We start from the raw sequence: 12143 nt of genomic DNA on the forward strand, positions 1-12143 counted from the left end.
CCAAAAATGTGTTAAATGGATGCCAAAATGGAAAAGTTACTGATAGTGAACGCCGACGATTTTGGCCTGAGCAAAGGCCAGAACTACGGCATTATCGAGGCGTTTCACTATGGGGTGGTCTCTTCAACTACCGCCATGGTGAATGGCGAGGATGTGCACCACGCTGCGCAGTTAAGCAGAATTTTTCCTGGGCTGCAGGTGGGGCTGCATTTTGTGTTGACTCATGGGCGTCCCTTGACTGCGATGCCGTCATTGGTCAATGAGCGGGGGGAACTGGGTAAGTGGCTGTGGGAAAGGGCCGAGTTTGCGATGTTGGATTTGGACGAAATCTACAATGAGCTGGCGGGGCAGTACGACAAGTTTACGGCCGTTTTCGGTAACGCACCGACTCATATCGACAGCCACCATCATGCGCATATGCTGCCGCAGATCTATCCGTTGGTGGAAGCCTTCGCTCAGTCCAAATCCATTCCGCTGCGTATTGACCGCCAGGCAGTGGAGCAACAAGGCATTCCGTTGCGTTATGATCACAGCACCGAGTGGTTTGATTCGGGTTTCTATGGCGAGGCTATATCCAAAGCCCTGTTTTTGCAGGTGCTTGACCGGGCCGACAAACGTGGCGTCGGTTCAGTAGAGATGATGTGCCACCCGGCATTCCTGGATAAGACCCTATTGGAGAGCAAATACTGTTATCCGCGGCTTGCGGAAGTGGAAGTATTGACCGCGCCAGGCATTAAAAACGCGATTGAGGAGCGCGGTTACCGTCTGGGATCCTTCCTGGATCTGTGATGCTCGGATACCGCGCTCAAGGAGGGGCCGATGATTAAAGCATCGAGTGGGCCTTTTTCAACCCCGTATCCTCATCGGGGTCTGCGCCCTGCGGGATAGGCTCCTCCGCTTCTTCCATCGCCGGCGTTTCGCTGGTTTGCTCCTCTATTGGTTCCGGTGCCGCCTCTGGCGGCGGCATGGTATCGTGAATGATCTGCTCATCGAAGGTTGGGTTCAATGCCGGTGAAAGTGGCGAACTGGTCAGGCTGTCCGGCAGGGGAATATGCGGTAATGGCGCATCCTGCACAAACTGCGATTCGTCTTCTTTTACCGTACGGCTGAAGGCCACCAGCAGCACGCCGCAAAGCGAGAAGAACGCATACAGAATGTTGCCGCCCAGCGGCTGAATCAGCGCACCGACCGCCAGCGGCCCGATACTGGCACCAACGCCGAACGCCATCAGCAAACAGGCTGCCAGCGATACGCGCCGCTCCGGTTCGATCAGATCGTTCGCCAATGCCACGACCAGCGGATACAGCGTGAATTGCAGCATGCTGACGATAAATCCCACCACCAGCAGCACCGGAAAATCGATGTGTGGCACCAGAGCCAGCGGCAGTGCTGCCACGATCAGTAAAATGGCATTGATGCGCATCAACAGCGTACGGTTATAGTGGTCCGACAGCCAACTGAGCGGGAACTGCGCCACCAGCCCGGCAAAGATGGAGATCGCCATAAACAGGCCGGTTTGTTGGGTAGTTAGCGCCTGCATGCTGGCGTAGACCGGTGCCAGACCATAGAAAGAGCCGACGACCATGCCGATCACCAGCGTGGTCGCCAATACCTTGGGAATGGCGCCGATAAAATAGCGCAGCTCCATGGGTGCCGGTGACATATGACGCGCATTGGTGCGAGTGGTGAGGGCGATGGGCACCAGACAGAGTGCAAAACACAGTGCGATCACCAACAACGTGGTGATGCCGAGATTGGTCTGCAGCATCAGAACCACCTGGCCCAGCGACATGCCCAGGTAGGTGGCCGCCATGTAGAAACCGAAAACCCTACCGCGCTGATTGGATTCCGACTGGTCGTTCAGCCAACTCTCCAGCACCATAAACTGGCACATCATGCACAGGCCGATAATCAGGCGCAGCACCACCCAGGCCGGAATGTATTCCGTGAGGCCGTGCCCCAGCACTGCGGCGGTAATGATGCCGGCGCAGGAGACGTAAGCGCGGATATGGCCGACGCGGGCAATCAGGAAATGCCCGACTTTACCGCCGATCACCAGGCCGATGTAGTTGGCGGCGATAATCGCGCCGATCAGCGCACCGGTGACGTGGATTGAGGTTAAGCGCAGGGAGATGTAAGTGGTGAGCAACCCTGAACCCAGCAACATCAGCAGGGTGGTGGTATACAACGGAAAGAAGACGCCTAACGTTTTTTTCACTCTATCATCCTAATCTTTTGTCCTGGTTTGCCTGGGCCCGCCATGCCGGCAGCACAGACGGCCCTGTGAGATCCCTCATCCTGAAACGCCATTCGTTAACCCGGGCGTTACATTTGATACTAGCAGTTTGACCCGCGGCTTAACACTGCCTGTCCTGCGAGGCGCTGCGCATTTATGTCAACGCGCCGTCGGCCAGGCATTGATAAGTGCTACTATCGGGCGCATATACCTGATTCGCTATGGAGGGGTTATGAGTGAAAATCAGCTGCGGGAACTCAGCATTGCCGTAGGGGAAAAACTGAAGGCCAAAGGTCTGTGGATCACCTGTGCGGAATCCTGCACCGGCGGCGGCATCGCCAAAGCCATTACTGACATTGCCGGCAGCTCCGCCTACTTCGATCGTGGGTTCGTCACCTACAGCAATGCGGCGAAACACGAGTTGTTGGGCGTGGCGGAAGCGACTCTTGCCGCCCACGGTGCCGTGAGCGAGGAAGTGGTTCGCGAGATGGCGCAGGGGGCATTACACGCGGCGCAGGCCAGCCTGGCGCTGTCGGTCAGCGGCATTGCCGGCCCGGACGGCGGCAGTGCGGAAAAACCGGTGGGTACCGTATGGTTTGGTTTCGCCGAACGCTCTGGGCAGGTGCTGGCGCACAAGATGCAATTTGCCGGCGATCGTGATGCAGTGCGGCTTCAGGCGACGATTTTCGCGCTGCAAACCGCACTTGACGAATTTTTGTAAAATTAGGCTTGATACTGTATGACCATACAGTATAATTAGCGACATTTCCTGCACAACATACATTCCGTGGCAGTGTGGGGTAACACCGGCATTGCGAAACGAAGGAGCAAAAATGGCTATTGATGAGAACAAGCAAAAGGCGTTAGCTGCGGCACTGGGCCAGATTGAGAAACAGTTCGGCAAAGGCTCCATCATGCGTCTGGGTGAAGACCGTTCTATGGATGTAGAAACGATCTCTACCGGCTCACTGTCACTCGATATCGCACTGGGTGCGGGCGGCCTGCCAATGGGTCGTATCGTTGAAATTTATGGTCCGGAATCCTCCGGTAAAACCACTCTGACGCTGCAGGTTATTGCTGCCGCACAGCGCGAAGGCAAAACCTGTGCATTTATCGATGCCGAGCACGCGCTGGACCCGATTTATGCCAAAAAACTGGGCGTCGATATCGACAACCTGCTGTGTTCCCAGCCGGACACCGGTGAACAGGCTCTGGAAATCTGTGATGCCTTGACCCGTTCTGGTGCGGTTGACGTGATCATCGTTGACTCCGTAGCGGCGCTGACGCCAAAAGCGGAAATTGAAGGTGAAATCGGTGACTCACACATGGGCCTTGCGGCACGTATGATGAGCCAGGCGATGCGTAAGCTGGCCGGTAACCTGAAAAACGCCAACACGCTGCTGATCTTCATCAACCAGATCCGTATGAAAATCGGTGTAATGTTCGGTAACCCGGAAACCACCACCGGCGGTAATGCACTGAAATTCTATGCTTCTGTTCGTCTGGATATCCGCCGTATCGGTGCGGTTAAAGAAGGCGATGAAGTGGTGGGCAGTGAAACCCGCGTCAAAGTGGTGAAAAACAAAATCGCTGCGCCATTCAAGCAGGCTGAGTTCCAAATTCTGTACGGTGAAGGCATCAACAGCCGCGGTGAACTGGTCGATCTGGGCGTTAAGCACAAGATGATCGAGAAAGCCGGCGCCTGGTATAGTTATAACGGCGATAAAATCGGTCAGGGTAAGGCGAATGCCTGCAACTTCCTGAAAGAAAACCCGGCTGTTGCCGCTGAGTTGGACAAAAAACTGCGCGACCTGCTGCTGCACAGCAACGGTGAACTGGTTACTGCTACCAATGAAAGCTTCGATGATGGCGAAGCTGAAACCAGCGAAGAGTTTTAATCGCTGTTGAGGTTGGTGCGTGCGGTGTAGGCCGCACCAACGTCGATTAAATCAGGCTTGAATAATGAATGACTTGCTGAGCCGCGCAATGCGCCTGCTGTCGCAACGCGATCATAGTGAAGCTGAACTGCGCCGCAAACTTGCGGCGCAGCCATTTATGGCGAAAGCCAGATTCGGCTCCAAGACCCCCACCCCCTCTGCGCCGCCCCCTGAAGAACCCGTAGATCCCGCCGTTATCGAGCAGGTTATTGCCTATTGCTACCAGCACAACTGGCTGGACGATCAACGCTTTGCCCGCAGTTATATCGGCAGTCGCAGCCGTAAAGGTTACGGCGCGCAGCGCATTCGCTCGGAACTGATGCAAAAGGGCGTGGATAAAGAGCTGACTCAGACGGCGCTGGCAGACTGTGATATCGACTGGTGTGAACAAGCCAAACTGGTGGCGCAGCGTAAATTTGGCGACGAACTGCCAACGGACTGGAAAGAGAAAGCCAAAGTGCAGCGTTATCTGCTCTATCGGGGCTTCTTTCAGGAAGAAATTCAGTCAATTTACCGTGATTTTGCGCAATGAGCGCACACGGGGTTTTACTTCCCTCTGAAGAAAATTTATCTTATCCCCACTTTTTGTTCGTGAGCTAGATGCCATCGTCAGGATGTCGCGCTCTTGCTCACGTGTCGTTATTCTAGCCTTTCCGGGAAAATTATGAGCAAGAGCACCGCTGAGATCCGTCAAGCGTTTCTCGATTTCTTTCATAGTAAAGGCCACCAGGTTGTAGCAAGCAGCTCCCTGGTACCTAACAATGATCCGACATTGTTGTTTACCAATGCCGGCATGAACCAATTTAAAGATGTTTTCCTGGGGCTGGACAAGCGTGCCTATTCCCGCGCCACTACCTCACAGCGTTGCGTGCGTGCGGGCGGTAAGCATAACGATCTGGAGAACGTCGGTTATACCGCACGTCACCATACGTTCTTTGAAATGCTGGGCAACTTCAGCTTCGGCGACTATTTCAAACACGATGCCATCAGTTACGCATGGGAACTGTTGACCGGTGAAAACTGGTTTAACCTGCCAAAAGAAAGGCTGTGGGTGACCGTCTATGAAACCGATGACGAAGCCTTCGACATCTGGCAGAAGCAGATTGGCGTACCGGCAGAACGCATTATCCGCATCGGCGACAATAAGGGCGCGGCCTTCGCGTCTGACAACTTCTGGCAAATGGGCGATACCGGCCCATGTGGCCCGTGCACCGAGATCTTCTACGATCACGGCGATCACATCTGGGGTGGCCCGCCAGGCAGCGCGGAAGAGGATGGCGATCGTTACATCGAGATCTGGAACATCGTTTTCATGCAGTTCAACCGTCAATCTGACGGCACTATGTTGCCTCTGCCAAAACCTTCGGTAGATACCGGTATGGGCCTGGAACGCATTGCCGCGGTGCTGCAGCATGTGAACTCCAACTATGAAATCGATCTGTTCAGCAAGCTGATTACCGCAGTGGCGAAAGTGACCGGCGCGGTTGATTTGGATAACAAATCCCTGCGTGTTATCGCCGACCATATCCGTTCCTGCGCCTTCCTGGTGTCAGACGGCGTAATGCCGTCAAGCGAAGGCCGCGGCTACGTGCTGCGCCGCATCATCCGTCGTGCTATCCGCCATGGCAACATGCTGGGCGCGAAAGAGAGCTTCTTCTATAAACTGGTTGCGCCGCTGATCGAAGTCATGGGCTCGGCAGCCGACGAATTGAAGCGTCAGCAATCGCTGGTTGAGAAAGTGTTGAAAACCGAAGAAGACCAGTTTGCCCGTACGTTGGAGCGTGGTCTGGCGTTGTTGGACGAAGAGCTGGCCAATCTGCAGGGCGATACCCTGGATGGAGAAGCCGCCTTCCGCCTGTATGACACCTATGGCTTCCCGGTCGATTTAACCGCAGACGTGTGCCGTGAGCGCGGTTTGAAAGTGGATGAAGCCGGCTTCGAACAAGCGATGGAAGCGCAGCGACGCCGTGCGCGCGAGTCCAGCGGCTTTGGTGCCGACTACAACAGCATGATCCGCGTTGATGACGCCAGCCAGTTCAGTGGGTATGACCACGAAGAACAGCAGGCTACAGTGACGGCGTTGTTCCGCGACGGCCAGCCGGTGGATGAGATCCACGCGGGCGAAGAGGCTGTTGTAGTACTGGATGAAACGCCATTCTACGGTGAATCCGGTGGTCAGGTTGGTGATAAAGGCGTGCTGAAAGCTGTCGGTGCGGATTTTGTGGTTAGCGATACGCAGAAATACGGTCAGGCTATCGGACATCAGGGCAAGTTGTCCCATGGCGTGCTGAAGGTGAAGGATCGCGTCGATGCGCAGATTGATATCGCCCGCCGTAATCGTATTCGTTTGAACCACTCAGCTACCCACTTGCTGCATGCCGCATTGCGTCAGACGCTGGGCGAGCACGTGGCGCAGAAAGGCTCGCTGGTTAACGATAAATATCTGCGTTTCGATTTCTCGCATTTTGAAGCGATGAAGCCGGAACAAATCCGCGTTGTGGAAGATTTGGTTAACCAGCAGGTGCGTCGTAACCTGCCGGTGCAAACCGAAGTGATGGCGCTGGACGATGCCAAAGAGAAGGGCGCGATGGCGCTGTTTGGCGAGAAGTACGACGACAGCGTACGTGTACTGACCATGGGTGACTTCTCTACCGAACTGTGTGGCGGTACTCACGCCAGCCGTACCGGTGATATCGGCCTGTTCCGCATTCTGACCGAATCAGGTACCGCAGCGGGTATTCGCCGTATTGAAGCCGTAACCGGCGAGGGCGCGATTGCGACCCTTCATCAGCAAAACGATCTGTTACAGGACGTTGCGCACTTGGTGAAAGGTGACAATAGCAACCTGACGGACAAGGTGCGTGCGGTGCTGGATCGTACGCGCGCACTGGAGAAAGAGCTGCAGCAGTTGAAAGATCAGCAAGCTGCGCAGGAAAGCGCTTCGTTGTCCAGCCAGGCGAAAAGGGTCAATGGCGTGCAGCTGTTGGTCAGCCAGCTTGATAACGTTGAGGCGAAAATGCTGCGGACCATGGTTGACGATCTGAAAAATCAGCTGGGTTCTGCAATTATCGTGCTGGCCACTACGGCTGACGATAAGGTTAGCCTGATTGCCGGCGTGACCAAAGATTTGACCGACCGGGTGAAAGCCGGCGAGTTGATCGGTCACGTAGCGCAGCAGGTTGGCGGCAAAGGGGGTGGGCGCCCCGACATGGCGCAGGCCGGGGGTACCGATGTCAGTGCCCTGCCAGCGGCCTTAAACAGCGTAGAGGCCTGGGTGGCTTCGAAACTGTGAATATAAATAAATAGCACTTATAAACGCCATAACTCATTGCTGATTATGGCGTTTTTAGCCTGTGCTAACACAATTTAGTTACAATTCCGGGAACAAAGTTTTTCAGGTCGGCTAAACTTATCATTATCTGAGGTGAGACCAAGCCTGCTTACACTTATTGTGGGTTAGATGGCTTACGTTTTCGCAGCATATGATGGATAATGACGGGGAAACTGAGAGACCCGACTCTTTTAATCTTTCAAGGAGCAAAGAATGTTAATTCTGACTCGTCGAGTTGGTGAAACCCTCATGATTGGCGATGAGGTCACTGTCACAGTGTTAGGGGTCAAGGGCAACCAGGTTCGTATTGGTGTGAATGCCCCTAAAGAGGTGTCAGTGCACCGCGAAGAAATCTATCAGCGCATTCAGGCAGAGAAGTCTCAACAGACGACCTTCTGATTTCGAAGCAGCGTCTCGTTGCTTGGCGAGACGCTACTGAGCTTTTTTGTGCCCATCATTATCTTTTCCCACTTTCTTCTTCTCATTTCCCGATTGCAGCCATTCGCTTTGTTTGCGGTTTTACACTAGTGGTCTGTTGATAAAACACTCTTTTTGCCGTGAAATCGCCCATGTTGAGCGTGAATTGCGCAAACGCACGTGAGTTGGGAAAAATTGTTTGACTTAAAAGTCGGAGAAAGTAATATGTGCGCCACGCAGTGCCGATGAGCTTCTCTAAAGCAAGTTAGGCACAATTCGAAAGAAGCGTATGGTGAGGTGGCCGAGAGGCTGAAGGCGCTCCCCTGCTAAGGGAGTATGCGGTCAAAAGCTGCATCCGGGGTTCGAATCCCCGCCTCACCGCCATTTGCATCCATAGCTCAGCTGGATAGAGTACTCGGCTACGAACCGAGCGGTCGGAGGTTCGAATCCTCCTGGATGCACCATATTTTGCAGTATGGTGGGGTAGTAAAACGTACCATACGGTATCAAAAAAGAATTCCTGTGCATCCATAGCTCAGCTGGATAGAGTACTCGGCTACGAACCGAGCGGTCGGAGGTTCGAATCCTCCTGGATGCACCATTCTTTCTGTCAAACTTGTTTCCTCAAGCAGACAAAACAAAAACAGTAATGCATCCATAGCTCAGCTGGATAGAGTACTCGGCTACGAACCGAGCGGTCGGAGGTTCGAATCCTCCTGGATGCACCATCTAAGAAAAACCCGCTTCGGCGGGTTTTTCGCTTTCCGGTCTTGGCAAAATACTTTCCGCACTTCTCTTCTCTCCGAACTTTTCCCAGAGCACATTCCGCCATTACGCGATCAGCGACAACCCTCCGGCTTTACGCTAAAGTAGTTTTCTTTCCTCAACGATCATGGAGTAACGATGTACGACCGCTATCAGGGTCTGATCTTCGACATGGACGGCACTATTCTTGATACCGAGCCGACGCACCGTAAAGCGTGGCACGAGGTGCTGGCCCGTTACGGTATGACGTTTGATGAAGCGGCCATGGTGGCGCTGAACGGTTCTCCGAGCTGGCGCATTGCCCAGTCGATTATTACCCGCCATCAGGCCGATCTCGATCCCCATCAACTGGCTGCGGAGAAAACCCGTGCGGTGGAAACGATGCTGCTGGATACCGTGCGCCCTCTGCCGCTGATTGAGGTAGTCAAAGCCTATCACGGCCGTCGTCCAATGGCGGTTGGCACCGGCAGCGAACATCGTATGGCGGAGTCTTTGCTACGCCATTTGGGCCTGTTCCACTGTTTTGATGCGATCGTGGGTGCCGATGACGTACTGCGGCACAAGCCCGAACCCGATACTTTCCTGCGTTGCGCCGAGCTGATGGGCGTGCCGCCGGAAAAATGCGTGGTATTTGAAGACGCAGATTTCGGTATCCAGGCGGCGAAAAGCGCCAATATGGCTGTCGTAGACGTTCGCACGCTTTGAGTAGTACGCTGGCGGTTATGTCGTTATTCGGCAGCAGTTTCCTCAGTGCGACGCTGCTGCCGGGAAATTCAGAGATTGTTTTGGTCGCCTTGCTGGCCAACAGCCGTGTCTCACCGGAGTTACTGGTGTTGGCCGCGACGTTGGGGAATACGCTCGGTGGGTTGACCAATGTCATTATCGGACGCTTGTTACCGGCGTTGAAACCGCAGCGGGGGCTGGAGACAGCGCTCGGGTGGATGAAACGCTTTGGCCCGGCTGCGCTGTTGCTCAGTTGGGTGCCGGTAGTGGGCGATTTGTTGTGCGTGTTGGCAGGTTGGCTGCGCATGCCCTGGGGCCCTGTAGCGCTGTTTCTGTGTATCGGAAAGGCGCTGCGTTACATCATTTTGACTATGATAACGTTACAGGGAATGACCTGGTGGCATTAACGAAGTGAATATAACTCAATATTCACTCTGGTGCAGATTCAGTATGCTTACGAGTTATTGTTTTTAGAAGCGGGAGGTCAATTTGATCCCGGACGTATCACAGGCGCTTTCTTGGTTGGAAGCCCACCCCCATGCATTAAAAGGTATTCGTCGCGGCATCGAGCGTGAAACGCTGCGTGTCACTGCGGACGGAAAACTGGCGACAACCGGACATCCGGAGAAGTTGGGGGCGGCATTAACGCACCACTGGATTACCACAGACTTTGCCGAGGCGCTGTTAGAGTTTATTACGCCGGTTGACGATAACCTCGACCACCTGTTGACGTTCCTGCGTGATATCCATCGTCACGTGGCGCGTAATCTGGGTGATGAACGCATGTGGCCGCTCAGCATGCCGTGCTTTATTGAAGCCGAGCAAGACATTGAGCTGGCGCAGTTCGGTTCGTCGAATATTGGCCGCATGAAAACGCTGTACCGTGAAGGATTGAAAAATCGCTACGGTGCGCTGATGCAGACCATTTCCGGCGTGCATTACAATTTCTCGCTGCCGCTGGAGTTCTGGCAGGCATGGGCCGGCGTTAAAGACGCAGAAAGCGGTAAAGAGCAGATTTCTGCGGGCTACTTCCGCCTGATCCGCAATTACTACCGTTTTGGCTGGGTGATCTCGTATTTGTTCGGCGCGTCACCGGCGATCTGTTCCTCGTTCCTGAAAGGGCGTGAGACCGCATTGCCGTTCGAGCGTACTGAACAAGGGATGTGCTATCTGCCGTATGCCACTTCGCTGCGATTGAGCGATCTGGGCTACACCAATAAATCCCAGAGCAATCTGGGTATTACCTTCAACGATCTGCAAAGTTATGTCGCCGGTCTGAAGCGGGCGATTGTCACGCCTTCTGAAGAGTTCGCCGAATTGGGTGTAAAGGATGGCGATCGTTACCTGCAATTGAACAGTAACGTGCTGCAGATTGAAAATGAGCTGTATGCGCCGATCCGGCCGAAGCGTGTGACTAAAAGCGGTGAGACGCCGTCAGATGCGCTGCTGCGCGGTGGTATCGAATATATCGAAGTGCGTTCGCTGGACATCAATCCATTCTCGCCAATCGGCGTGGATGCGGTGCAGGCGCGCTTCCTGGACCTGTTCCTGGTGTGGTGCGTGCTGGCCGACGCGCCAGAGATGAACAGTGATGAACTGCTGTGCACGCGCAAAAACTGGAATCGGGTGATCCTCGAAGGACGCAAGCCTGGCCAAACCATCGGTATGGGCTGTGATGACAGCCGTGAGCCGCTGGAGAAAGTCGGTAAGGCGTTGTTTGACGATCTGCGACGCGTAGCTGAGGTACTGGATAGCGAAGCCGGAGATCGTCAGTACCAGCAAGTTTGCGATGAGCTGGTTGCGGCGTTTGACGATCCGGAGCTGACGTTCTCTGCTCGCATCCTGAAAGCGATGAAGGAAGAGGGAACCGGCCGCGTGGGCCTGCAATTGGCCGAGCAGTACCGTCAGATGCTGATGGAAGAGCCGTTGGAAATTCTGACCGAAGCCGATCTGGCGAAGGAACAGGAAGCCTCATGGCAGCGTCAACGCAACATAGAAGCCAGCGATACGCTAAGCTTTGAAGAGTTCCTGAAGCAACACGGCGGGGGCTGAAAAAGAAAAAGGCCACATCAATGTGGCCAAATATGCATCTCTGATGACAGGGATGATGATAACAAATGCGCGTCTTTCACATACTCAGACTCGCTGGGTTGGAAAAGGTTTCCTGGTTAGTTAAAAAAGTTTCGAAATAAATACTCTTTCACGAGGAGGTAACGAAATGCCACTGCTGGATAGCTTCACCGTAGACCATACCCGCATGGCAGCCCCGGCTGTCCGCGTCGCGAAAACCATGAAAACTCCTCATGGCGATACCATCACCGTGTTCGATCTGCGCTTCTGTCGGCCGAACCTGGAAGTGATGCCAGAACGCGGCATTCATACGCTGGAACACCTGTTTGCCGGCTTTATGCGCGATCATCTGAACGGCCAGGGCGTTGAGATTATCGATATCTCCCCGATGGGATGCCGCACCGGTTTCTACATGAGCCTGATTGGCGTGCCGGAAGAGCAGCGCGTTGCCGATGCGTGGAAAGCGGCGATGTCCGACGTGCTGAACGTGACTGACCAGCGCAAAATTCCTGAGCTGAATGAGTTCCAGTGCGGAACTTATCATATGCACTCTTTGGAAGAAGCGCAGGAAATCGCCAAGCACATTCTTGATCACGACGTGGTAGTGAACCACAACGAAGAGCTGGCGCTGCCGAAAGAAAAGCTGCAGGAACTGCACATCTAG

11 protein-coding genes and 4 tRNA genes are annotated in these 12143 nt (G+C 54.3%); 14 read left to right on the plus strand and 1 reads right to left on the minus strand.

What is annotated here, in order from left to right:
- Positions 1 to 27: 27 nt before the first annotated feature.
- Positions 28 to 789, plus strand: coding sequence for a chitin disaccharide deacetylase (gene chbG, locus JEM67_RS04685; RefSeq protein ID WP_199638325.1), 762 nt, complete (start codon positions 28 to 30; stop codon positions 787 to 789).
- A 34-nt stretch (positions 790 to 823) separates the two neighbouring features.
- Here the strand turns inward: chbG and JEM67_RS04690 are convergent, their stop codons facing one another.
- Entirely contained in the window at positions 824 to 2218 is a 1395-nt protein-coding gene (locus JEM67_RS04690) for an MFS transporter (RefSeq protein ID WP_199638327.1), read from the minus strand.
- A gap of 250 nt (positions 2219 to 2468) precedes the next feature.
- Between JEM67_RS04690 and pncC the strand changes: the two genes are divergently transcribed.
- The 13 genes from pncC (at position 2469) to luxS (ending at position 12143) form a co-directional block, all read left to right on the plus strand.
- Positions 2469 to 2957 (plus strand): nicotinamide-nucleotide amidase, encoded by a 489-nt coding sequence (gene pncC / locus JEM67_RS04695; protein WP_013811546.1) that lies wholly within the window; start codon positions 2469 to 2471, stop codon positions 2955 to 2957.
- A gap of 112 nt (positions 2958 to 3069) precedes the next feature.
- Complete coding sequence (gene recA, locus JEM67_RS04700) at positions 3070 to 4134, plus strand: recombinase RecA (protein ID WP_004950320.1); 1065 nt, start codon at positions 3070 to 3072, stop codon at positions 4132 to 4134.
- Between the two features lie 64 nt (positions 4135 to 4198).
- A complete protein-coding gene (gene recX / locus JEM67_RS04705) occupies positions 4199 to 4705 on the plus strand; it encodes a recombination regulator RecX (RefSeq protein ID WP_199638329.1) in 507 nt (168 codons plus the stop codon).
- Between the two features lie 132 nt (positions 4706 to 4837).
- Positions 4838 to 7465, plus strand: a complete 2628-nt coding sequence (gene alaS, locus JEM67_RS04710; RefSeq protein WP_199638331.1) for an alanine--tRNA ligase — start codon at positions 4838 to 4840, stop codon at positions 7463 to 7465.
- Positions 7466 to 7717: 252 nt separating this feature from the next.
- The gene (gene csrA / locus JEM67_RS04715; RefSeq protein ID WP_004950328.1) at positions 7718 to 7903 is read left to right on the plus strand and encodes a carbon storage regulator CsrA; all 186 of its coding nucleotides are present in this window, start codon (positions 7718 to 7720) and stop codon (positions 7901 to 7903) included.
- A gap of 309 nt (positions 7904 to 8212) precedes the next feature.
- Positions 8213 to 8305, plus strand: a tRNA-Ser gene (locus tag JEM67_RS04720).
- Positions 8306 to 8308: 3 nt separating this feature from the next.
- Positions 8309 to 8385 (plus strand) — tRNA-Arg (locus JEM67_RS04725).
- A gap of 60 nt (positions 8386 to 8445) precedes the next feature.
- Positions 8446 to 8522: transfer RNA gene (locus JEM67_RS04730), tRNA-Arg, on the plus strand.
- A gap of 50 nt (positions 8523 to 8572) precedes the next feature.
- A tRNA-Arg gene (locus tag JEM67_RS04735) sits at positions 8573 to 8649 on the plus strand.
- Between the two features lie 175 nt (positions 8650 to 8824).
- The gene (gene yqaB, locus JEM67_RS04740) at positions 8825 to 9391 is read left to right on the plus strand and encodes a fructose-1-phosphate/6-phosphogluconate phosphatase (RefSeq protein WP_004950329.1); all 567 of its coding nucleotides are present in this window, start codon (positions 8825 to 8827) and stop codon (positions 9389 to 9391) included.
- The gene (locus JEM67_RS04745) at positions 9388 to 9816 is read left to right on the plus strand and encodes a YqaA family protein (protein WP_199638333.1); all 429 of its coding nucleotides are present in this window, start codon (positions 9388 to 9390) and stop codon (positions 9814 to 9816) included. Before yqaB ends, JEM67_RS04745 begins: the two co-directional genes overlap by 4 nt.
- A gap of 82 nt (positions 9817 to 9898) precedes the next feature.
- Positions 9899 to 11461, plus strand: a complete 1563-nt coding sequence (gene gshA, locus JEM67_RS04750) for a glutamate--cysteine ligase (RefSeq protein WP_199638335.1) — start codon at positions 9899 to 9901, stop codon at positions 11459 to 11461.
- A 166-nt stretch (positions 11462 to 11627) separates the two neighbouring features.
- On the plus strand, positions 11628 to 12143 hold the full coding sequence (gene luxS, locus JEM67_RS04755) for an S-ribosylhomocysteine lyase (RefSeq protein ID WP_199638337.1): 516 nt from the start codon (positions 11628 to 11630) through the stop codon (positions 12141 to 12143).

It is taken from the genome of Serratia sp. PAMC26656 (assembly GCF_016469055.2).
Lineage (GTDB): Bacteria > Pseudomonadota > Gammaproteobacteria > Enterobacterales > Enterobacteriaceae > Serratia > Serratia plymuthica.

Bases quoted from the DNA above. Each gene is read 5' to 3' on its own strand.
- luxS (WP_199638337.1), top strand. From the start codon at position 11,628: ATGCCACTGCTGGATAGCTTCACCGTAGACCATACCCGCATGGCAGCC.
- chbG (WP_199638325.1), top strand. From the start codon at position 28: ATGGAAAAGTTACTGATAGTGAACGCCGACGATTTTGGCCTGAGCAAA.
- pncC (WP_013811546.1), top strand. From the start codon at position 2,469: ATGAGTGAAAATCAGCTGCGGGAACTCAGCATTGCCGTAGGGGAAAAA.
- yqaB (WP_004950329.1), top strand. From the start codon at position 8,825: ATGTACGACCGCTATCAGGGTCTGATCTTCGACATGGACGGCACTATT.
- recX (WP_199638329.1), top strand. From the start codon at position 4,199: ATGAATGACTTGCTGAGCCGCGCAATGCGCCTGCTGTCGCAACGCGAT.
- csrA (WP_004950328.1), top strand. From the start codon at position 7,718: ATGTTAATTCTGACTCGTCGAGTTGGTGAAACCCTCATGATTGGCGAT.
- alaS (WP_199638331.1), top strand. From the start codon at position 4,838: ATGAGCAAGAGCACCGCTGAGATCCGTCAAGCGTTTCTCGATTTCTTT.
- recA (WP_004950320.1), top strand. From the start codon at position 3,070: ATGGCTATTGATGAGAACAAGCAAAAGGCGTTAGCTGCGGCACTGGGC.